Source organism: Paraurantiacibacter namhicola, assembly GCF_001687545.1.
Lineage (GTDB): Bacteria > Pseudomonadota > Alphaproteobacteria > Sphingomonadales > Sphingomonadaceae > Paraurantiacibacter > Paraurantiacibacter namhicola.
In genome coordinates, this window is record NZ_CP016545.1 from 320,683 (window position 1) to 341,123 (window position 20,441).

The window sequence follows — 20,441 nt, forward strand, 5'->3', positions numbered from 1 at the left end:
GGGCTGTAGGATTGCGGGAGGCCCCGGCCTGCGCCGGGGCTCACCCCTTGGCATCACAGATTAGCCACGAATTCCTTGTAGCCGTCCTCGTCCATCAGGCCTTCCAGCTCCGACTTGTCGGCCAGGGTCAGCTTGAAGAACCAGCCTTCGCCTTCCGGATCGGAGTTCACCAGCGCGGGGTCTTCTTCCAGCGCGGGATTGCCTTCGGTGATGACGCCGGAGACGGGGGCGTAGACGTCGCTTGCCGCCTTCACGCTTTCGACCACGGCCGCCTCGTCACCCTTGGCGAAATCGGCGCCTTCTTCGGGCACTTCGACGAAGACGATATCGCCCAGCTGTTCCTGCGCGAAATCGGTGATGCCGATGGTGGCATCATCGCCCTCGACTTCGATCCACTCATGCTCCTCGGTAAAATATCGCGCCATCAGGCTGCTCCCTTGCGGTGGTAATTCTGTTTTACGAACGGCAATTTCGTGACGCGCGTGGGCAGGCGCTTGTTCCGGACCTGCGCTTCGAGCGCGGTGCCCTCGCCCGCATGGCCGGCCAGCACATATCCCATGGCGATCGGGTGGCCGCGCGTGGGGGAAAACCCGCCGGAGGTCACCACGCCGACTTCCTCGTCACCGGCATACAGCAAGGCTCCTTCGCGCGCGGGCAGGCGGCCTTCCAGCTCCAGCCCGACGAGGCGCTTCTCCGCGCCCTTCTCCAGCACGGAAAGCACGCGGTCCGCGCCGGAGAAGCCGCCTTCGGTGCGGCGGCGCTTGCTGATGGCAAAGGACAGGCCTGCGCTGACCGGATCGGTGTCGAGCGACAGGTCATGGCCGTAAAGCGGCAGGCCTGCTTCCAGCCGCAGCGAGTCGCGCGCGCCGAGGCCCGCGGGTTTCACTTCCAGTTCGGCGCAAAGCCGCCCGGCCAGCGTTTCGGCATGTTCGGCAGGCACGGAGATCTCGTAGCCATCCTCGCCCGTATAGCCACTGCGGGTGATTTCGAGATCGAGCATCCCGAACTCCCACGCCCTGGCCTGCATGAAATAGAAATCCTCATTCACGCCGCGCAGAACGCGCTCCAGCGCCTGAGCCGCCGCCGGGCCCTGCAGCGCCAGCAGCGCGCGGTCCACCCGGTGAGTCAGGGTTATGTGGTCGGGCAGGCGCTCGGCCAGGAAGGCGATATCACCGTGCTTGGTCGCCCCGTTGACCACCAGGCCGTAACACTCGCCAGCCTCGTCGCTGGACCAGTTGGTGACCATCAGATCGTCCACGATGCCGCCATTGTCGTCCAGCAGCAGGGAATAGCGCACGCGGCCCGGTTTCAGAGCGGCGATATCGGCTGGCAGGATGGCTTCCAGCGCCTCTTCAGCGCCCTCGCCGGTCACCACCAGCTGGCCCATGTGGCTGACATCGAACAGGCCGGCACGCTCGCGCGTCCACTCATGCTCTGCCACGATGCCTTCGTATTGCAGCGGCATTGCATAGCCAGCGAAGGGCACCATGCGCGCGCCCTGCGCCCGGTGCCAGGCATCCAGCGGCAGCGTTTTCACATCATCGGTGGCGGAAGGTCCGGCCATGGTGTTTCATCCGACAGGGCGGCACGGCCCGGGTGGACCGTTTGCGTAAGCCGCACACCCCCTCTGTCGGGAAAACCTGAGAGCCTGACGCGGGGAATGCCCGCGCTTACACCTTCGGTGGCCCTGCCAGGCAGGGCGCTTTCCAGAGTGCCGGTGGATTCGCGCCGCGGTCCTTTGGCCTGAGAGATTCCGGGGCGGTTGCTCCTTCGGCGGCGAAGCCATTGCAGGCCCCGCACTCTCCCGTGGCGCGCCCGGACCCGAAGGCCCGGCCGACGCGGCGGACTCCTAAGCAAAAACGCCGCCCCGTCAATCGGCGGAGCGGCGTCTGTTTGCTGTTGTCGGCAATTTTTAGCAGGCTTTCGCCTTCTTCATCGCCCGCACGCCGTGCAGGATCGGCTCCGTATAGCCCGATGGCTGCGTGGTGCCTTCGAACACAAGCGCCCGCGCGGCCTTGTAAGCAAGCGATTCGTCCCACCTGCCGGCCATCGGCTCGTAAGCCGGGTCGCCTGCGTTCTGCCCATCGACCTGCGCGGCCATGCGCTGCAGGCTCTCGTCCACCTGCTGCGGAGTGACGATTTCGTGCTGCAGCCAGTTGGCGATGTGCTGGCTGGAGATGCGCAGCGTGGCGCGGTCTTCCATCAGGCCGACATCGCTCAGGTCCGGCACCTTGGAGCAGCCCACGCCCTGGTCGATCCAGCGCACGACATAGCCCAGGATGCCCTGCGCATTGTTTTCCAGTTCCTGCGCGATCTCCTCGGCAGACCAGTCCCCGCTGCCCAGCGGCACGGTGAGCAGGTCCGCCAGCGGCGCGATGCCCTCCTTCGCGCGTTCGGCCTGCCGGTCCTTCACGTCGACCTGGTGGTAATGCACCGCGTGCAGCACGGCCGCCGTTGGCGAGGGGACCCATGCGGTGCTGGCCCCGCTCATGGGATGGCCGGTCTTCTCCGCCATCATCTGCGCCATGCGGTCAGGCGCGGCCCACATGCCCTTGCCGATCTGCGCCTTGCCGGAAAAGCCGGTGGCGAGGCCGATCTGGACGTTGCGATCTTCATAGGCGGAAATCCATTTCGCCTGCTTGATCTCGGCCTTGCGGGCAAAAGGCCCGGCCAGCATGGAGGTGTGGATCTCGTCACCCGTCCGGTCCAGGAAGCCGGTGTTGATGAAGAAGATGCGGTCCTTCACCGCATGAATGCAGGCGGCAAGGTTGGCAGACGTGCGCCGTTCCTCGTCCATCACGCCCACGCGCATGGTATGACGCGGCAGGCTGAGCATGTCCTCCACCGCATCGAATACGGCATTGGCAAAGGCGGCCTCTTCCGGGCCGTGCATCTTGGGCTTCACGACATAGATTGCGCCGTGGCGGGAATTGCGCCCGATGTCGCTGCGGGGGCCGAGGCCCTCGATATCGTGCAGGCCGATCGCGCCGGTCACAACGGCGTCCAGCAGGCCTTCGGGCGCTTCGCTGCCATCGGGCAGGCGCACGGCAGGCGTGGTCATCAAATGGCCGACATTGCGCACCAGCAGCAGGCTGCGGCCCTTCAGGGTGAAGGCGCTGCCATTCGGCGCGGTATAGTCGCGGTCGGCCTCGCTCCGGCGGAGCATGGTCTGGCCGCCCTTGGTGAACTCCGCCTCCAGGTCGCCGCGCAGCGCGCCCATCCAGTTGCGATAGGCCGCGACCTTGTCCTCGGCATCGACGGCGGCGACGGAATCTTCCAGGTCCACGATGGTGGAAAGCGCCGCTTCGAGCCGGATATCGGCCACGCCCGCCGCATCGGTTTTCCCGATGGGATGGTCGCGGTCGATCACGATTTCGATATGCAGGCCGTTGTGGACGAGCAGGATGTTCTCGCCCGCGCGGCCAGCCAGCTGTGCAGGGTCGGCGAGGTCCGGCGCCTGGCCGTCCCAGTCGCTCCACCTGCCCGCTGCCAGCGGCACGGCCTCGTCCAGGAAGGCCCGTCCGCGCGCCACCACGGCGGCACCGCGCGCTTCGTCATAACCGCCCGGCGGCGGCGCGGAGCCGTCCAGCGCATCGGTACCGTAAAACGCGTCGTACAGGCTGCCCCAGCGCGCATTGGCGGCGTTGAGCAGGAAGCGGGCGTTCAGAACCGGCACCACCAGCTGCGGCCCGGCGATGTCGGCAATTTCGGGGTCGGCCGGCGGCGGGGCGATGGCGAAGGCCTCGGGCTCTTCCACCAAATAACCGATTTCGCGCAGGAAGGCCTCGGGCGCGCCGCCCTTGCCGGGATTGTCCCTGTGCCAGTCGTCGATCTGCGCTTGCAGGCTCTCGCGCACGGCCAGCAGCCGGGCATTGCGCGGGGCGAAGCGGTCCATGATGCCGGCAAAGCCGCGCCAGAAGGCGGCGACGTCGCGGCCCGTGCCCGGCAGGACTTCGTCCTCCAGGAAAGCGGCAAGCGGGGCGGCGATTGCCAGCCCCGCCCGCTCTACCATGCCGTGGGTGTGCGTGTTCATGCCATCTTCCCTATCGGGCGAGGGGCTGCGTTCAAGCACGGCCTCGGTCGTCATGCCGCATCGCTTTTCGCCGTGGCGGGCGTGTGGCGCGGCGGACGTTCGCCGAAGCGGCCCAGCCGGTGGTGCAAGTTGACGTATTTCTCGACGCCTTCTTCGCCATCATGGGCGCGGATGTATTCCACCACCGCTGCGCGCAGCAGGCGGAAATCCTCGGTCGAGAAAACGGGGCGGGCCATTGTCGGTTCGGCCATTTCTACTCTCCTTTGAGTGGCCGCTGCCGTGGGGGTTGGCAGCGGCCCATTCTCGCAGCGGATTACGCCGCGAACTGATTCATCGTGTTGTCCTTGCCGCCGGCCTTCAGGGCCGCTTCGCCGGCAAAGGCTTCCTTGTGGTCGTCCCCGATGTCGGAGCCGGCCATGTTCTGGTGCTTCACGCAGGCGATGCCCTGGCGGATTTCCTCGCGCTGGACGGTCTTGACGTAGCCCAGCATGCCATCGTCGCCGAAGTAACGCTTGGCGAGGTTGTCCGTGGAAAGCGCCGCGGTGTGATACGTCGGCAGCGTGATCAGGTGGTGGAAGATCCCCGCCCGCTTCGCGCCGTCGGCCTGGAAGGTGCGGATGCGCTCATCCGCCTCGGCCGCCAGCTCGCTGTCGTCGTAATGCTGGCTCATCAGCATGGCGCGATCGTAATCGGTCACGTCGCGGCCTTCCGCTTCCCAGGCATCGTAAACCTGCTGGCGGAAGTTCAGCGTCCAGTTGAAGCTGGGCGAGTTGTTATACACCAGCTTGGCATCGGGCACGACTTCGCGGATCCGGTCGACCATGCCGGCGATCTGCTCGACATGCGGCTTCTCGGTCTCGATCCACAGCAGGTCCGCACCGTTCTGGAGCGAGGTGATGCAGTCGAGCACGCAGCGGTCCTCGCCCGTGCCGGGGCGGAACTGGTAAAGGTTGGAGGGCAGGCGTCGTGGTCTGAAAAGCCCGCCCTCCCGGCTGATAAGGACTTCTCCCGTCCCGATATCCGCCGTGTCCACTGCCTCGCAATCGAGGAAGCTGTTGTACTGGTCGCCGAGGTCGCCCGGCTCCTTGGTGAAAGCGATCTGCTTGGTCAGGCCTGCGCCCAGCGAATCGGTGCGGGCAACGATGATGCCATCGTCCACGCCCAGTTCGAGGAAGGCGTAACGGATCGCGCGGATTTTCTGCAGGAAGTCCTCGTGCGGCACGGTGACCTTGCCGTCCTGGTGGCCGCACTGCTTCTCGTCCGACACCTGGTTTTCGATCTGCAGCGCGCAGGCGCCGGCCTCGATCATCTTCTTGGCGAGGAGATACGTCGCCTCGGCATTGCCGAAGCCGGCATCGATATCGGCGATGATCGGCACGACATGCGTCTGATGATCGTCGATGGCATGCAGCAGGCGGTGCGTGTTCATCACGTCGCCGCTGGCCTTGGCCTCGTCCAGCTCGCGGAACAGGCCGCCCAGCTCGCGCGCATCGGCCTGGCGAAGGAAGGTGTACAGTTCCTCGATCAGCGCGGGCACGCTCGTCTTTTCATGCATGGACTGGTCGGGAAGCGGGCCGAATTCGCTGCGCAGCGCGGCCACCATCCAGCCGGACAGGTACAGGTACTTGCCCTTGGTCGTGCCGAAATGCTTCTTGATGCTGATCATCTTCTGCTGGCCGATGAAACCGTGCCAGCAGCCCAGCGACTGCGTGTAATTGGCCGGGTCCGCATCGTAAGCGGCCATGTCTTCGCGCATGATCTTTGCAGTGTAACGCGCGATGTCGAGGCCGGTGCGAAAGCGGTTCTGCAATTCCATGCGGGCCGCGGCTTCGGGATCGATGCCGGTCCAGCGCGGGCCTTCGTCTGCGATCAGGTCACGCTTTGCGGCGAGTATCTGGCTGTAAGTCATGATGGCGTTATCCGTCCTTGGGTTGTCTTCTGGACGGACCATGCAGCGGACGTGCGCCTGCGAAAATCGCTTGCAGTGTCGCGTTGTCAAACTTTACAAGAATGTGTTGTAAAGTTGTAAGCACTCGACACAGGCGGAAAGTCAGGAGCCGGATATGGCGCGCAAGGCAATCTACATGGGCCCGCGGATGAAGCGCGTGCGGCGCGACCGGGGGCTGACGCAGGCCAACATGGCGGAGGATCTCGGCGTCTCCCCCAGCTATATCGCCCTGATGGAGCGCAACCAGCGTCCCGTCACCGCCGAGCTGCTGCTGAACCTGGCCACCACATACGGCATCGATATCGCCGACCTGGCGGACGGGGCGGAGGAAGAGCTGGGCACGCGGCTGGAGGGGGCCCTGCGCGACCCGATCTTTGCCGATATCGACCTGCCCGCGCTCGACGCCGCCGATATTGCCACATCCTATCCCGGTTTTGCCGAGGCGTTCCTGCGCCTGCAGACCGCGTTCGAGGAAGAGCGGCTGGCCCTGGCCGAGCGGATGGACAGCGCGGAAGGGAGCGCCGCGCCCGGCACCAGCGACCCGGTGGGCGAGGCGCGCGCCTTCTTGGCCGCACGGCAGAACTGCTTCCCAGCGCTGGATGCGAGCGCAGCGGAACTGGCGAGCGAGCTGGGCAGTATCGAGGCGCTGTCGGCGCGCCTGCAGGACAATCACGGGCTGGAGGTGCGCTTCGTCGATGCGGGCCTGCTGCTGGGGGCGCTGCGCTTCCTCGATTACCACCGCCGCCGCCTGTTGCTGAACGAACGGCTGGACCTGTCATCGCGCCGCTTCCAGCTGGCGCTGCAGGTGGCGATCCTGGAACAGGGCGAGGCCATTGCGCCGCTGGTAGAGGAAGGTCGCTTGCAATCCGAGGATGCGGCCATGCTGGTACGCCGCGCCTTGCAATCCTATTGGGCTGGCGCGCTGATCATGCCCTATCGCCCCTTCCTGAAGGCCGCGCGGGAGCTGCGCTATGACGTGGAGGCGCTGGCCGGGCGCTTCGGGACCAGCTTCGAACAGGTCGCCCACCGCCTGACCACTCTGCGCCAGCCGGGCGAGGAAGGCATCCCGTTCTTCTTCCTGCGGGTGGACCGGGCGGGCAATGTTTCGAAACGGCTGGACGGGGCAGGCTTCCCCTTCGCGCGCCATGGCGGGGCCTGCCCGCTGTGGAACGTGCACCATGCCTTCGCCGCGCCGGGGCAGGTCATCGCGCAGGAGATCGAGCTGCCGGACGGCGAGCGCTACGTCTCCATCGCGCGCACGGTGAAATCGGGTGGCGGCGCCTTCGATGCGCCCGCCGCGCTACGCAGTGTGGCGCTGGCCTGCCCGGCAAGCCATTCCGCCGAACTGGTCTATTCCTCTACACTGGAAGGCCGCGAGCCGACCCCCATCGGCGTCGCCTGCCGCCTGTGCCACCGCCCCCACTGCATCGCCCGAAGCGCCCCGCCCATGGGCCGCGAAATGAGCCCCACCGCTTACCGCGACACGGGCGTGCCGTTTGCGTTCTCGGGGGAGTGATGGCTGTAAGAAGGCTGGAGCGGGTAAGGGGAATCGAACCCCTCTAGCTAGCTTGGAAGGCTAGAGCATTACCACTATGCTATACCCGCATTCCCAGCGCAGCGCGCTTGCCACCGATGGGCGCGCGTCGTCAAGCATCCGGTTCGGGCGGACCTCCGGCAATCAGCGAGCGGGTGTGCGGGTGGCGCGCGGTTCGCTCAACGGGCGCGGGTTGCCGCGAGGGGCCTCGGCCTCCTCCTCTTCGGTGTCTTCCGGGGGCTGGCTGCCCGGTTCGCCCAGCCACACATCCACGCGGCGATTGGCGCGGCGACCGGCCTCGTTCGGCGTGCCGTCGAGCTTGGCATTGGGGGCAACGGGGCGCTGTTCGCCAAGCGCGATGATCTCGATCCGGTCCTCGTCCACGCCGTTTTCCGTCAGCCATCCGGCGACGGCTTCGGCGCGCTTGCGACTGGCAAAGATATTGCCCTGGTCGTCCCCTTCAGAATCGGTGTGGCCGCGCAGCACGATGGGCCAGCCTTCCTCATAGGCATCGCTGTCCAGCAAGGCGCGCAGTGTGCGCTTGCCACCCGCCGACACTGCGTATCCGCCATCGGGGAAGCCGATGGTGAGCGATTGCGGCTCCGGCGGGCTTTCGACCACGGGATTGTCTTCCAGGTCGGGCCGGATGATGGAATTGACCGGCGTTTCGGCGGCCGCGGGCGTGGGATCCGGCGAAATCAGCGTGGTTTCGGACGGGTCGGGTGCAGCCTCGCCGCCATCCTCGCGCGTGTCCTTTACCTTGCAGCCGCTGGCCAGCAGCGCTGCGGCCAGCGTCATCGCGATTGCGGCGTGGCGATATGCGGGTCGCTTGGTCATCTCGGTTCTCTCCAGCATTTCCATCAGCCCGGCTCCGGCCGCGCATTGCCGTTTCCATTGCCGTTCTCGGCATCGCGCTTCGCCCGCTTCTCGCGCATTTCCCCGCTTTCGCGCGGGGGCGAGAAGGAGACGATCGTATCGCCCGCTTCCGGTTCGGGGACCGAAGCATGGGTGAAGAAGCGCAGGTTCCCGCTGGGGCGGATCAGCAACAGCATATTGGCGGCATTCGGCAGCTTCTCGCGCGCGGCGTCGACATCGAATTCCTCGGACAGCTTGGTCTTGCGGAAGACCCAGCCCTCGCCGGTTTTCTCGGCCACCTCGTCCACGCCCCAGCCGCTGGCGAACAGGGCTCGCCCACGAAGGCTGCGCGGCAGGGCGCGGTGATCGTCGTCATCGTCCAGCTCGCCCAGCTGGTACACCTTGTCCGTGCCGATTTCCGGGGCGAACTCGCTGCACACCAGCGTGTTATACGCCTCGTTCTCGGTCGCGGCGACCAGCACCTGGTAGGGGCCGAGGTCGAGATTGTGCTCCGTCGCCTCGTTCAGGATCTCGCCGTGATAGGTCTGCAGGCCCGCCTGCCGCGCGGGCTTGAGGCGGGACCAGCTGGTGTCGACGATCAGCGTGGGCGTGCCCAGCTCGTCCATCTGTTTGGCCAGCGCGATTGTCCAGGGGGTGGAGCCGACCACGACCAGGCCGGGACGCTCCGCGCCTTTGATGCCCAGCCACTTGGCCACGATGTTGATGGTGAAGCCATGCGCGAGGATGGTGGTCACCACCACGGCGAAGCTCAGCCCGATCAGCACGCTGCCATCGGCAAAGCCAAGGTCCGCCATGCGCAGCGCGAACAGGCCGCTGATCGCGACCAGCACGATGCCGCGCGGGGCGATCCAGGCCAGGAACAGCCGCTCGTTCCACGGGATCTTGCTGCCCAGCAGGCTGAGCAGGATGGTGGCCGGGCGCACGATGAACAGCAGCGCCAGCAGGAACAGGCCGAAGCGCCACTGGAACTGCTGCAGCTCTTCGAAATCGAGGCTGGCGGACAGCAGGATGAAGATGCCCGAGACCAGCAGCACGGCGATGTTCTGCTTGAAGGGGTGGATACTGCGCAGGCTGGCGACATGCATGTTGGCAAGCGCGATGCCCATGACGGTGACGGCCAGCAGGCCGGCCTCGTGCTCGATCATGTTGCAGCCCACGAACACGCCGATGACGGTAACCAGCAGGACGGGGACCTTGAGGTATTCCGGCACCAGCCCGCGCGGGAAGGTGAAGGCGATGGCGCGCGCGGCGGCATAGCCGATCACGCCGGAAACAAGCGCGGCAATGATCAGCGGCGGGACGACTTCCACAAGGGTGGAGCCATCGGCCGACAGGCGGAAATATTCATAAGCCATCACGGCGCACAGCGCGCCGATGGGATCGTTGACGATGGCTTCCCACTTCAGGATGCCGGCAGGGCGCGCCTCTACGCTGGATTGTCGCAGCAGCGGCATGACCACGGTCGGGCCGGTCACGACCAGGATGCCGGCGAACAGGATCGCCACCGGCCAGACGAGGCCCGCGACGTAGAAACTGGCAAGCGAGCCGAGCAGCCAGCCGATGGGCACGCCAAGGATCACCAGCCGCCAGACGGCATTGCCGTATTTGTTGAGCTCGCGAAAATCGAGGCTGAGCCCGCCTTCGAACAGGATCAGCGCAACGCCAATGCCCACGATGGGCTCCAGCAACTCACCGAAGGCCACCTCCGGGTCGAAGATGTTGAGGATGGGGCCTGCGAGGAAACCGGCGGCCAGCATCAGGACGATGGCAGGTAGCCCCGTGCGCCATGCGATCCATTGCGCGCCGATGCCAAGTACACCGACCAGGGCGATAACTAATGCCTGGTGTTCCATGTGTGCGCCCTGCTCCCCCTTGCTGCGGCCTGCAAGTTATAATGCCCGGCGGCGGCTTTCTATCCCATGCAGGCCGGCGCGCTTTAGTCCCCGTCGAAGGCGACGAGCGATTGCGGCCGGATGTCCGCCCCTTCCAGCGCGCGCGCACCGCCAAGGTCCGGCAGGTCGACGACGAACATCGCATGATCCACCCGCGCCCCGGCCTGCCGCAGCAGGTGCGCCCCGGCCAGCGCCGTGCCGCCGGTGGCCAGCAGGTCGTCGACGATCAGCACGTCCCGCCCGTCATCGACCAGCGTGGGATCGAGCTCCAGCCGCGCTGTGCCATATTCCAGCGCATAATCGTGGCCGATGGTCGGCACGGGCAACTTGCCCGGCTTGCGCAGCAGGATGAAGCCAAGGCCCAGGCGAGCCGCCATGGCCGCCCCGAACAGGAAGCCGCGCGCCTCGATCCCGGCGATGGCGGAGGGGCCAAGCGCCTCGGCACGCTCGCACAGGTGATCGATGGTGGCGGCAAGGCCCGGGCCGTGCGCCAGCAGTGTGGAGATGTCGCGGAACTGAATCCCGGTTTTCGGGAAATCGGGAACGGTGCGGATGAGCGCGCGGATGTCCTCCAGGGTCATCCGGCGCGCCTCATCGAAAGTCCGCTCAGTCCTTGCGCCCAGTGCGCTTTTGGGCAGGCTTTGCGTCGGCCCAGACCTGCTTCTTGGCCATGAAGGCCAGGATCGTGAAGAAGATCAGGAAGCCGAGCACCGGCACGCCGGTCTGCTTGCGCTTGATCATGGTCGGCTCGCCCGCCCAGGTCAGGAATGCGGCAACGTCCTTCGACATCTGCGAGATGGTCGCATCCGTACCGTCTTCATAGGTCACCTGTCCGGCGGCCGTGATCGGGGGCGCCATGCCGATCACCAGCGAGGGGTAATAGGCGTTGAAATAGCCACCGGGCGGCAGTTCGAAGTCCGGCGCGGCTTCGCTGAACTTCTTGCCGTTCACGGCGAAGGTGGCGGGATCGCGGTAGCCCGTCAGCAGAGAATAGACATAGGCAGAGCCGTGATGGCGCGCCTTGGTGATCAGCGAGAGGTCGGGCGGGATCTTGCCGCCATTGGCCGCCGCTGCCGCCACATCATTGGGATAGGGCGAGGGGAAGTAATCGGTAGGCGTGCCTTCGCGCATGGTGGCTTCGCCGGTGGCCGGATCGATGCCGGGCACCTGCCACTGTGCGGCAAGCGCCTTCACCTGGCCTTCGTCATAGCCCAGCTCGCTGAGGTTACGGAAGGCGACGTGGCGCAGGCCGTGACAGGCGGAGCAAACTTCGCGGTACACCTGGTAGCCGCGCTGCAGCTGCTGCTTGTCATAAGTGCCCAGCACGCCTTCGAAGCTGAAACCGCCTTCGGGCCCGTGGGCCGGAAGCTGAAATTCATACTCGACGGGCTTTTCCACGTCTTCGGTCGCGGCAGTATAGGCGCCGGTGACAAAGGCGATGCCGACAACCAGCGAGAAGCCGAGGCCGATCAGGATAGCGATGATGCGGATCATGTCGTGTGCGTTCCTTGAAACCGTTTCGCTCAGGTGGCCGGCGAGGTGTTTTCGCCCAGCACCGCCTTCTTGTCCGATCCCAGCACCGCTTCCGTGATGGAATAGGGCAGCGGCTCGGGCCGCTCGATCGAGGAGACGATCGGCAGGATGACCAGGAAGTGCAGGAAGTAATATGCCGTCGCGATCTGGCTCAGCATCACATAGGGCTCTTCAGCCGGGGCGCCGCCGCAGATGAACAGCACGACCATGGCGGGGATAAGGCCGAACCAGAAGAACTTGCGGAACAGCGGGCGGTAATGGCCGCTGCGCACCGGGCTGCGATCCAGCCAGGGCAGGAAGAACCACAGCAAGATGGAGCTGAACATGGCCAGCACGCCCCACAGCTTCGCCGACAGGATGAAGTCCACGGTGAAGGCACGCAGGATGGCGTAGAAGGGCCAGAAGTACCATTCGGGCACGATGTGCGCCGGCGTCGCCATCGGGTTGGCCGGGATGTAATTGTCCGGGTGGCCCAGGAAGTTCGGCAGGAAGAACACGAAGGTGCAGTAAAGGATCAGGAAGATGCCCAGGCCGAAACCATCCTTCGCCGTGTAATACGGGTGGAACGGCACGGTGTCGCTTTCGGACTTGATCTCGATACCCGTCGGGTTGCTGGAGCCCGGGATATGCAGCGCCCAGATGTGCAGGATCACCACGCCGGCCGTCACGAAAGGCAGCAGGAAGTGCAGGCTGAAGAAGCGGTTCAGCGCGGCATTGTCAGGCGCATAGCCGCCCAGCAGCCAGACCTGCAGCGGCTCGCCGATCAGCGGGATAGCGGAAAACAGGCCGGTGATGACCTTGGCGCCCCAGAAGCTCATCTGGCCCCACGGCAGCACGTAACCCATGAAGGCGGTGGCCATCAGCAGCAGGAAGATGACCACACCCAGCAGCCAGATCATCTCGCGCGGGGCCTTGTAGCTGGAATAGAACAGGCCGCGGAAGATGTGCATGTAGATCACGACGAAGAAGAAGCTGGCGCCGTTGGCGTGCGCATAGCGCATCATCCAGCCCCAGTTGACGTCGCGCATGATGTGTTCGGTGGTGTCGAAGGCGACCAGCGCATTGGGCGCATAGTGCATCGCCAGGATGACACCCGTCACGATTTGCAGGACCAGGCAGAAACCGGCCAGCACGCCGAAGTTCCACATGTAATTCAGGTTGCGCGGAACCGGGTAGCCAGCGCCCACGGCATTGTAGACGAAGCGCGGCAGAGGCAGCTTTTCGTCCAGCCAGCGCATCACCGGCATCTTGGGTTCGTATTGCTTGGCCCAGGGGAAGCTCATGGTCTCTTACTCTCGCCTCAGCCGATCACGATGGTGGTGTCGGTGGTGAAGGTGTAATCCGGCACGACCAGGTTGGTCGGCGCCGGGCCTTTGCGGATACGGCCCGCCGTATCGTAATGCGAACCGTGGCAGGGGCAGAAATACCCGCCGTATTCGCCCTTGTTCTCGCCTTCGGCAGCGCCCAGCGGCACGCAGCCGAGGTGGGTGCACACGCCCATGGTGACGAGCACGTTCTCATGCCCTTCCAGCGTCCGGTCGGCCAGCGTCTCCGGCTCGCGCAGGTCGCCCAGCGACACCGCATCGGCTTCTGCGATCTCCGCTTCGGTCAGCATGCGGACGAAAACCGGCTGCTTGCGGAACACGGCCTTCACGGCCTGCCCCGGCTGGATGGCGGAAATGTCCAGTTCCGTGGTCGACTCGGCAAGCACGTCCTTGGACGGGGCCATCTGCGAGACCAGCGGGTAAACCACTGCCAGCGCGCCAACGCCGCCAGCGGAGACCGCCGCGATATTGATGAAATCGCGCCGGCGGACGCCGTCTTCGCCTACCGTTTCGGCAGCCACATCGGTGGTGTTGACGGTGGTGTCGGTGCTCGTTGCCATAACCCTGCCTTGGCTGCCGGGAGGCCCGTGCCCGCATGGGCGGCTTACCCGGATCGAAGTGACCTGTCAGAACGCGCCTACCGGCCTGCCGGAAGGCGTCTTGGCGCGGCCAATAGCCGCTCGTGCCACCGATGCCAACAGGCAATTGGGCGCTTTGATGACAGTGTTTGCGGATGCCAGCCGTGCGCGCAGCCGATGGTCGGCTCAGTCCTGCGGCAGGCCGATCAGCGAGAACTGCCGCCCATAGGTCGCCTCGGCGCGGTGCGTCGCCCGGCGGAAGGAGAAATAGCCGCTGCCTGGAGGGTAGGTATCCCGCGCCGTGTCCTCCACATGACCCACGCCTGCCGCCTCCAGCCGCGCGGCGACATAGCCGGGCAGGTCGAACTGCCAGTGCCCCTCGCGCCCGGCGGCGAAATGGTGCGCGTCCGCATCGGAGAACTGCGCGCGGAAGCCCGCGTCCACCTCGTAGCTTGCCTGCGCGATGCAGGGGCCGATGGCGGCGGCGATGTTCCCGCGCGCGGCGCCCAGCTCCTCCATCGCCGCGAGCGTGTTTTCCAGCACGCCGGAATGCGCGCCGCGCCAGCCTGCATGGGCCGCACCCACGACACCGGCGGATGTGTCCGCCAGCAGCACAGGCGCGCAATCGGCAGTAACGATGCCCAGCAGCAGGCCGGGCACGGATGTGACCAACGCATCCGCCTCGGGCCGGGCGTCATCGCCCCATGGCGCAGGCACGCTCACCACATCGGGCGAATGCACCTGGTAGACGGCCACCACCTGTGCGCCCGGCAGCACGGCATCGGCGGCGAGGCGGCGATTGGTCGCCACGCAGGCCGGATCGTCTTCCGCCCCGTAGCCGACGTTCAGCCCGGCGACTTCGCCCGCCGAAACGCCGCCCTCGCTGCCGAAGAAGCCGTGCGGGACCGGGCCGAGCGCCGGGGCGCGCAGATGCGGGGGCGCCTCAGTCGCCAAGGCTGCGGGTCACCTGCTCATAGGTGTCGCGGCTCAGCTTGTCGGCCTTGGCAATCCGCTCCAGCTGCTCGCGCATCAGGGCGCTGCGGCCCGGCTCCAGCCGGCGCCAGCGGCCCAGCGGAGTCACGAAGCGCGCGGCGGTCTGCGGGTTGATCGGGTCGAGCTGAAGTATCAGGTCGGCGATCATCCGGTAGCCCTCGCCGCTGGCCGCATGGAAGGCATGCGGATTGGCGGCGAACGCCATGTAAAGCGAACGCACGCGGTTGGGATTCTTCAGCGTGAAATCGGGGTGGTCTGCCAGCGCCTTCACATGCTCGATGGCATTGGGATGGAGCGACTGCGCCTGCACGCTGAACCATTTGTCGATGACCAGGTCGTTGCCTTCGTAGCGGTTGTAGAAATCGAGCAGCGCATTGGTCCGCTCGATGCCGTCGATCCCGGCAAGGACCATCAGCGCGCCCTGCCGGTCCGTCATGTTGTCGGCGCCGCGGTACTGCTCCCACGCCATCGCGCGGGCCACGTCGGGAGCGCCGGCGGCAAGGTAGACCAGCGCCTGCACCTTCACCTTGCGCGCGCCCTTGGCGGCGGCATCCAGCGAATAGGGGACCTTGCTGGCGCGGCTGTGCATGGCGGTGAACAGGTCTTCCAGCTCCGCCCCCAGCCATGCCTTCAGCCCCTCGCGCTCGCGGTGGATGGCGGCCGGGTCCGCCAGCAGCACCTGCTCTGCAAGATAGGTCTGGCTGGGCAGCACCAGCAGCTCGCCGCGCATGAGGTCGTCCACGGCCTCGTCGCCGATGATATTGGCCAGCGCCTGTCCGATCGCCTCGCGCGCGGAAGCCTTCGCGGCATCGTCCAGCCGGTTGTCCGCTGCAGCGACCAGGTGCCGGGTGACGAGGTCCTGCATCGCCTCGTACCGGGCGAAGGGATCATCGTCATGCGCGGCCAGGAAAGCCAGGTCCGCATCTGCAATGTCGCGCTCTATGGTCACCGGCGCAGTGAAGCCGCGGTTGATCGAGAGGATCGGCGGCTCCGCAAAGCCATCGAAATTTATGCCCTTCTGCGCCTCGTCCATGATGACCAGCTGCTCGCCGCGATGCTGGCCGGTTGCGCGGTCGAACATGGCGATCCGCAGGGGCACGGGCATGGGCTTCTTGTCCGGCTGGCCGGGGGTCGGCGGCACGCTCTGCTTCAGCGCGAGAAGCGTCGTCTTGTCGCTGTGCAGGACGGAGGCCTCGATCTTGGGCGTGCCGGCCTGGCGATACCACAGGCGGAACTGCTCCAGATCCAGCCCGGCGCCCTCCTCCATCGCGCGGATGAAGTCTTCGCAGGTGGCCGCCTCGCCATCGTGGCGTTCGAAATAGAGGTCCGTGCCCTTACGGAAGCGTTCGGGCCCGGCCATGCTGCGCATCATGCGGATGACTTCCGCGCCCTTATTATAGACCGTGCTGGTGTAGAAATTGCTGATCTCGCGGTAGCTGTCCGGGCGGATCGGATGTGCCAGCGGGCCGCTGTCCTCGGGGAACTGCACGCCGCGCAGCACGCGCACATCGCCGATGCGGCACACCGCCTCGCTGCCCATATCCTGGCTGAACAGCTGGTCGCGCAGGACGGTGAAGCCTTCTTTCAGCGACAGCTGGAACCAGTCGCGGCAGGTGATGCGATTGCCCGACCAGTTGTGGAAGTATTCGTGCGCGATCACGCCTTCCACCCCGTCGAAATCGCCGTCCGTTGCGGTGTCGGCATCGGCCAGCACGTATTTCGTGTTGAAAACGTTGAGGCCCTTGTTCTCCATCGCGCCCATGTTGAAATCGGAGACGGCGACGATGTTATAGATGTCGAGATCGTATTCGCGGCCGAACACCTCCTCGTCCCACTTCATGCTGCGCTTCAGCGAATCCATCGCATGGTCGGTGCGCTCCAGGTCGCCCTCGCGCACCCAGATGGCAAGGTCGACGCGGCGGCCGCCCATAGTGGTGAATGTGTCGCGATTGGCCACCAGCTGCCCGGCCACCAGCGCGAAGAGGTAGGACGGCTTGGGCCAGGGATCGTGCCATTCGGCCCAGTGATTGTCGCCATCCTCGCCCGTGGCGACCTCGTTGCCATTGCTCAGCAGGACCGGGAACTGCGCCTTGGGGCCGGACATGCGCAAAGTGTAAGTGCTTAGCACGTCGGGCCGGTCGGGGAAGAAGGTGATGCGGCGGAAGCCTTCGGCCTCGCACTGCGTGCACAGCATACCGTTCGAGGCGAACAGGCCCATCAGCTGCGAATTGGCGCTGGGATCGAAGCGCGTGACGATGGTGATGGTATGCGCATCGCCCTCCAGCGTTACCAGCAGGTCATCCCCGTCCATCGCCCAGCCGGCGCAGTCCTCGCCGTCGCAGTGCAGGCTCTCCAGCTTCAAGCCGTCGCCGTTCAGGCGCAGGACGGGGCTCGCCTCGGCCGCCGGATTGCGCTCCACCTTCAGCGTGGCGGTGACGCGTGTGCTCTCCAGCCCCAGCTCGAAGTCGAGATGCGTTTCGGGCACCAGCCAGGCAAACGGCGTGTAATCCTCGCGCCGGATGATCGCGGGTTCCTGCGGCTCCGGCGGGGCGTCCGCCAGGTGCGGGTTGCCGTCTGCGGTGCTGGGGGTGCGGGCAATATCCATGGTCGTCCTGTCTTTCCGGATGGCAGCTTCGCCCCTACAACGCGGCAATGCCCTATCTGTTCATTTTCGGCCTCGGCTATAGCGCAAAGCGGATCAAGGCCAGTGTGGAGGCGCTGGGCTGGCAGGTTTCCGCCACCGGCAGCGACGGCGATGTGGACTTCGAAGACGCCGATGCCGTGCGCCGCGAACTGGCGCGGGCGAGCCATGTCCTCTCCAGCGTGCCGCCGGACCGGGAGAGCGGGACAGACCCGGCGCTGGAACGCTATGCCAGCGATCTTGGCGAGCGCTGGATGGGCTATCTCTCCTCCACCGGCGTTTACGGCGATGCAGGCGGGGCCTGGGTGGACGAGGCCTCGCCCACCGGCACGGGCCGCCGATCTGCGCGGGCGGAGGCCGATGCGAAATGGCTGGAGCTGGGCGCGCGGGTTTTCCGCCTGCCGGGCATCTATGGCCCCTCTCGCAGCGCGCTCGACCGCGTGCGCAGCGGCAAGGCGCACCGGATCCACATGCCGGGACAGGTCTTCAGCCGTGTGCATGTGGAGGATGTCGCCAGCGGTGTGACGGCTGCGCTGACGGGCGATGCGCCGGCAGGGGCCTACAATCTCGGCGACGATCTACCCGCCAGCCACAATGCGGTGACCGAGGAAGCCTGCCGCCTGCTGGGCGTGGAGCCGCCACCCCTGCAGACGATGGACGAGGCGGGCCTGAGCGACATGGCGCGCGGCTTCTATGCCGAGAACCGCCGCGTCGCGAATGGCAAGGCGAAGCGTGTTCTGGGGTGGGAGCCGGAATACCCGACTTACCGCGAAGGGCTCAGGAGCCTGCTTTGACCGCCATCTGGCGTCCGCGCAGGGCGACGAGGAGGCCGACCATGGCCAGCGCGCCGCCCGCCACAGCAAGCGGCGACCAGCGATAGCCTTCCAGCACGGTCGATACGGCCATGGCGATCACGATCACCAGCACGCCGTTATAGGCCGCCCGGCCCGCGCCCAGTTTGCGCACGAGGTCGTAATAGATCGGGAATGTCCCGACCGACCCCGCCAGCGCCAGCCACGCCGTCCCGGCCCAAAATATCGACTGGTCCGGCATCACCGGCGGCCCGGTCAGCACGAAGGCCAGCGCCGCGTCCAGGCCCGTGCCATACAGCATGGACCACGCCAGCAGCGTCAGCAGCGGCACATCCTTGCCCGATGGCCGCGCCTGGATGACATTGGCAAAGCTCGCCGAAAGCATGGCCAGCAGCGCCAGCACCGTGCCGAGCGGGATATTGCCGCCCAGCGGCGCCTCGCGCGCCTCGTTCACCAACAGCGCGGCGATGCCCGCCAGCGCGATGGCGCTGCCCAGCACGAAGCGCGCGGTGATCGGCTGGCCCAGCAGGAAGCGCCCGAAGATGGCATTGGGCACCAGCATCATGCCGATCAGCAGCGCAACGATGCCGGAGGTCAGGTGCAGCTCCGACAGATAGACCAGGTTGAAATTGCCGCAGAACTGGAACAGCCCGATGGCCAGCGCCAGCATGTGCGCGCGGCGCGGCATGGCCAGGACCTTTGCGCGCCAGGCGGCCAGCGCGAACATGGCAGGCGTTGCCAGCATGAAACGATAGGTCACCGCCCACGGTGCAGGCACGTCGCCAATCTGCGTGGTGATGACATACCACGTGCTGCCCCACAGCAGCGCGACGAGCAGGAATGGCAGCGCAATGGCGGGGCGCAGCAATGTGTGCGGCGGCGCTGCGTCCGCGACCGGCGCGCTCATAGGGCGGCGATAGCCTTGCCCAGCGCCTGCGCCTCTTCCTCGCGCGCGTCCCAGCCGGCCACGAAGCGCGCGGCGCCCTCGCCCCAGTCGTAAAAGCCGAAGCCCTGGCCGCGCAGGCCTGCGCGCTCAGCCGCATCGCATTGCAGGAATACCTCGTTCGCCTGCACGGGATGCAGCAGCCGCGCGCCTGCGCCGCGGGCAATCTCCGCCGCAGCGGCATTGGCGGCGCGCGCATTCTCGAGCCAGAGGTCGCCGTCCAGCATGGCGAGGATCTGCGCCGCGAGGTAGCGGCCCTTGCTTTGCAAATGCCCGGCGCGCTTGCGGCGATAGCGCGCGACATCGGCAAGGTCGGTATCGAAAAACACGATGGCTTCTGCGCCCATGCCGCCATTCTTCACGAAGCCGAAGCTGAGCGCATCGACCGGCCCGGCCACGGCGGAAGCAGGCGCATCGGCAAAGGCCACGGCATTGGCAAAGCGCGCGCCGTCCATGTGGAAGCCCAGACCTCGCGCGTCGCATTCACCCTTAAGCGCGGCCAGCTCCTCGCCCGAATAGATGCAGCCATATTCGCTGGCCTGCGTGATGGAGAGCGCGTGCGGCTGCACCTGGTGCACATCGTCGCGGATCGGATCGAGCGTGGCGGCCAGCGTGTGCGGCGTGACCTTGGCATGCTCCCCGCCACACAGCAGCAGCTTCGCGCCGTGGAGGTAGAAGCCGGGCGCGCCGCCTTCGTCCATCTCGATATGCGCTTCGCGGTGGCAGGCGACACCGCCATGCGGCTGCACCATGGTGCCGAGCGCAAGGCAGTTCGCTGCCGTGCCCGTCGCCACCCACAGGGCGGTGCAATCGCGGCCGAACAGGTCCGCAAACCGCTCGTCCAGCGCGGCGCTGGCGCGGTCGCCGTCATAGGGGGCATCGGCCTCGTCCACGGCGCGCATCGCCTCCCACACCTTCGGGTGCACGGCGGCGGCATTGTCGGACAGGAACTGGCGGGTCGAAGTCATCGCGGAACGCCCTGCCCGCCCCGCCCGTTCAGCGCAAGAAGGAGACGACACCGACATGGCCGACAGTATAGAGATCACCCGCGAGGACAATGGCACCAGCGGTGCCTATTACGCCCCCGTGGAAGGCAGCGAGAAGCGCGCCGAACTGACCTGGGCGGCGCGCGGGAAAGCGCGGATCGCGGACCACACCTTCACCCCGCCCGAAGCCCGCGGCAAGGGCATCGCGCTGGAGCTGGTCAAGGCGCTGGTGGCCGATGCAAAGGAGCAGGGCTTCACCATCGTGCCCCAATGCCCCTATGTCGAGGCGCAGTTTCGCAAGCATCCCGAGTGGTCTGACGTGCGGGCCGAAATCGAAAGCTAAGGCG

The 20,441-nt window shown here is 66.4% G+C and carries 18 protein-coding genes, 1 tRNA gene and 2 riboswitches; of the genes, 3 read left to right on the plus strand and 16 right to left on the minus strand.

Annotation, left to right across the window (positions count from 1 at the left end; all coding sequences use genetic code 11):
- Positions 1-53 precede the first annotated feature (53 nt).
- From gcvH to A6F65_RS01590, 5 genes are all read right to left on the minus strand, one after another.
- A complete protein-coding gene (gene gcvH / locus A6F65_RS01570; protein WP_067785144.1) occupies positions 54-425 on the minus strand; it encodes a glycine cleavage system protein GcvH in 372 nt (123 codons plus the stop codon).
- Positions 425-1,564: a glycine cleavage system aminomethyltransferase GcvT gene (gene gcvT / locus A6F65_RS01575; protein ID WP_067785146.1), complete on the minus strand. Its 1,140-nt coding sequence runs from the start codon at positions 1,562-1,564 to the stop codon at positions 425-427. The genes gcvH and gcvT overlap by 1 nt, the downstream gene beginning before the upstream one ends.
- A 53-nt stretch (positions 1,565-1,617) precedes the next feature.
- Positions 1,618-1,720, minus strand: a riboswitch (glycine riboswitch).
- A gap of 1 nt (position 1,721) precedes the next feature.
- A riboswitch (glycine riboswitch) is annotated at positions 1,722-1,817 on the minus strand.
- 95 nt (positions 1,818-1,912) lie between these two features.
- Positions 1,913-4,033 (minus strand): malate synthase G, encoded by a 2,121-nt coding sequence (locus A6F65_RS01580; RefSeq protein ID WP_418303111.1) that lies wholly within the window; start codon positions 4,031-4,033, stop codon positions 1,913-1,915.
- A 50-nt stretch (positions 4,034-4,083) separates the two neighbouring features.
- Positions 4,084-4,284 (minus strand): hypothetical protein, encoded by a 201-nt coding sequence (locus A6F65_RS01585; RefSeq protein ID WP_067785152.1) that lies wholly within the window; start codon positions 4,282-4,284, stop codon positions 4,084-4,086.
- A gap of 62 nt (positions 4,285-4,346) precedes the next feature.
- A complete protein-coding gene (locus A6F65_RS01590; RefSeq protein WP_067789705.1) occupies positions 4,347-5,942 on the minus strand; it encodes an isocitrate lyase in 1,596 nt (531 codons plus the stop codon).
- 154 nt (positions 5,943-6,096) lie between these two features.
- Between A6F65_RS01590 and A6F65_RS01595 the strand changes: the two genes are divergently transcribed.
- Entirely contained in the window at positions 6,097-7,497 is a 1,401-nt protein-coding gene (locus A6F65_RS01595; protein WP_067785155.1) for a helix-turn-helix domain-containing protein, read from the plus strand.
- A 15-nt stretch (positions 7,498-7,512) separates the two neighbouring features.
- On the opposite strand, the gene A6F65_RS01600 is transcribed toward A6F65_RS01595, so the two are convergent.
- From A6F65_RS01600 to pepN, 9 genes are all read right to left on the minus strand, one after another.
- Positions 7,513-7,586, minus strand: a tRNA-Gly gene (locus A6F65_RS01600).
- 73 nt (positions 7,587-7,659) lie between these two features.
- On the minus strand, positions 7,660-8,352 hold the full coding sequence (locus A6F65_RS01605; RefSeq protein WP_169816988.1) for an OmpA family protein: 693 nt from the start codon (positions 8,350-8,352) through the stop codon (positions 7,660-7,662).
- 23 nt (positions 8,353-8,375) lie between these two features.
- Complete coding sequence (locus A6F65_RS01610; protein WP_067785172.1) at positions 8,376-10,244, minus strand: cation:proton antiporter; 1,869 nt, start codon at positions 10,242-10,244, stop codon at positions 8,376-8,378.
- Between the two features lie 83 nt (positions 10,245-10,327).
- Positions 10,328-10,864 carry an adenine phosphoribosyltransferase gene (locus tag A6F65_RS01615; protein WP_067785175.1) on the minus strand — a complete coding sequence of 179 codons (537 nt, stop codon included), beginning with the start codon at positions 10,862-10,864 and terminating at the stop codon, positions 10,328-10,330.
- A 25-nt stretch (positions 10,865-10,889) separates the two neighbouring features.
- Complete coding sequence (locus tag A6F65_RS01620) at positions 10,890-11,777, minus strand: cytochrome c1 (protein ID WP_067785178.1); 888 nt, start codon at positions 11,775-11,777, stop codon at positions 10,890-10,892.
- Between the two features lie 29 nt (positions 11,778-11,806).
- Positions 11,807-13,099 (minus strand): cytochrome b, encoded by a 1,293-nt coding sequence (locus A6F65_RS01625; protein ID WP_067785180.1) that lies wholly within the window; start codon positions 13,097-13,099, stop codon positions 11,807-11,809.
- Between the two features lie 17 nt (positions 13,100-13,116).
- On the minus strand, positions 13,117-13,701 hold the full coding sequence (gene petA / locus A6F65_RS01630) for a ubiquinol-cytochrome c reductase iron-sulfur subunit (RefSeq protein WP_083989143.1): 585 nt from the start codon (positions 13,699-13,701) through the stop codon (positions 13,117-13,119).
- Between the two features lie 204 nt (positions 13,702-13,905).
- Positions 13,906-14,673: a peptidoglycan editing factor PgeF gene (pgeF, locus tag A6F65_RS01635; RefSeq protein WP_067785183.1), complete on the minus strand. Its 768-nt coding sequence runs from the start codon at positions 14,671-14,673 to the stop codon at positions 13,906-13,908.
- Positions 14,663-17,317: an aminopeptidase N gene (gene pepN, locus A6F65_RS01640; protein ID WP_067785186.1), complete on the minus strand. Its 2,655-nt coding sequence runs from the start codon at positions 17,315-17,317 to the stop codon at positions 14,663-14,665. The genes pgeF and pepN overlap by 11 nt, the downstream gene beginning before the upstream one ends.
- Positions 17,318-17,364: 47 nt before the next feature.
- On the opposite strand from pepN, the gene A6F65_RS01645 reads away from it, so the two are divergent.
- Positions 17,365-18,147, plus strand: a complete 783-nt coding sequence (locus tag A6F65_RS01645) for a Rossmann-fold NAD(P)-binding domain-containing protein (protein WP_067785189.1) — start codon at positions 17,365-17,367, stop codon at positions 18,145-18,147.
- On the opposite strand, the gene A6F65_RS01650 is transcribed toward A6F65_RS01645, so the two are convergent.
- A complete protein-coding gene (locus A6F65_RS01650) occupies positions 18,131-19,072 on the minus strand; it encodes a DMT family transporter (protein WP_067785193.1) in 942 nt (313 codons plus the stop codon). The genes A6F65_RS01645 and A6F65_RS01650 overlap by 17 nt on opposite strands.
- The gene (locus A6F65_RS01655; protein ID WP_067785196.1) at positions 19,069-20,076 is read right to left on the minus strand and encodes a threonine aldolase family protein; all 1,008 of its coding nucleotides are present in this window, start codon (positions 20,074-20,076) and stop codon (positions 19,069-19,071) included. The genes A6F65_RS01650 and A6F65_RS01655 overlap by 4 nt, the downstream gene beginning before the upstream one ends.
- Positions 20,077-20,131: 55 nt before the next feature.
- Here A6F65_RS01655 and A6F65_RS01660 point away from each other — a divergent pair, with 55 nt between their 5' ends.
- Positions 20,132-20,437, plus strand: coding sequence for a GNAT family N-acetyltransferase (locus A6F65_RS01660; RefSeq protein ID WP_067785199.1), 306 nt, complete (start codon positions 20,132-20,134; stop codon positions 20,435-20,437).
- The last annotated feature ends 4 nt before the right edge of the window (positions 20,438-20,441 follow it).

Excerpts from the sequence above, each read along its gene's own strand:
- A6F65_RS01605 (WP_169816988.1), bottom strand. The coding sequence starts at position 8,352 with ATGACCAAGCGACCCGCATATCGCCACGCCGCAATCGCGATGACGCTG.
- A6F65_RS01580 (WP_418303111.1), bottom strand. The coding sequence starts at position 4,033 with ATGAACACGCACACCCACGGCATGGTAGAGCGGGCGGGGCTGGCAATC.
- A6F65_RS01585 (WP_067785152.1), bottom strand. The coding sequence starts at position 4,284 with ATGGCCGAACCGACAATGGCCCGCCCCGTTTTCTCGACCGAGGATTTC.
- A6F65_RS01620 (WP_067785178.1), bottom strand. The coding sequence starts at position 11,777 with ATGATCCGCATCATCGCTATCCTGATCGGCCTCGGCTTCTCGCTGGTT.
- A6F65_RS01595 (WP_067785155.1), top strand. The coding sequence starts at position 6,097 with ATGGCGCGCAAGGCAATCTACATGGGCCCGCGGATGAAGCGCGTGCGG.
- A6F65_RS01590 (WP_067789705.1), bottom strand. The coding sequence starts at position 5,942 with ATGACTTACAGCCAGATACTCGCCGCAAAGCGTGACCTGATCGCAGAC.
- A6F65_RS01625 (WP_067785180.1), bottom strand. The coding sequence starts at position 13,099 with ATGAGCTTCCCCTGGGCCAAGCAATACGAACCCAAGATGCCGGTGATG.
- gcvH (WP_067785144.1), bottom strand. The coding sequence starts at position 425 with ATGGCGCGATATTTTACCGAGGAGCATGAGTGGATCGAAGTCGAGGGC.
- A6F65_RS01645 (WP_067785189.1), top strand. The coding sequence starts at position 17,365 with ATGCCCTATCTGTTCATTTTCGGCCTCGGCTATAGCGCAAAGCGGATC.
- A6F65_RS01615 (WP_067785175.1), bottom strand. The coding sequence starts at position 10,864 with ATGACCCTGGAGGACATCCGCGCGCTCATCCGCACCGTTCCCGATTTC.
- A6F65_RS01660 (WP_067785199.1), top strand. The coding sequence starts at position 20,132 with ATGGCCGACAGTATAGAGATCACCCGCGAGGACAATGGCACCAGCGGT.
- petA (WP_083989143.1), bottom strand. The coding sequence starts at position 13,701 with ATGGCAACGAGCACCGACACCACCGTCAACACCACCGATGTGGCTGCC.
- A6F65_RS01650 (WP_067785193.1), bottom strand. The coding sequence starts at position 19,072 with ATGAGCGCGCCGGTCGCGGACGCAGCGCCGCCGCACACATTGCTGCGC.
- gcvT (WP_067785146.1), bottom strand. The coding sequence starts at position 1,564 with ATGGCCGGACCTTCCGCCACCGATGATGTGAAAACGCTGCCGCTGGAT.
- A6F65_RS01610 (WP_067785172.1), bottom strand. The coding sequence starts at position 10,244 with ATGGAACACCAGGCATTAGTTATCGCCCTGGTCGGTGTACTTGGCATC.
- A6F65_RS01655 (WP_067785196.1), bottom strand. The coding sequence starts at position 20,076 with ATGACTTCGACCCGCCAGTTCCTGTCCGACAATGCCGCCGCCGTGCAC.
- pepN (WP_067785186.1), bottom strand. The coding sequence starts at position 17,317 with ATGGATATTGCCCGCACCCCCAGCACCGCAGACGGCAACCCGCACCTG.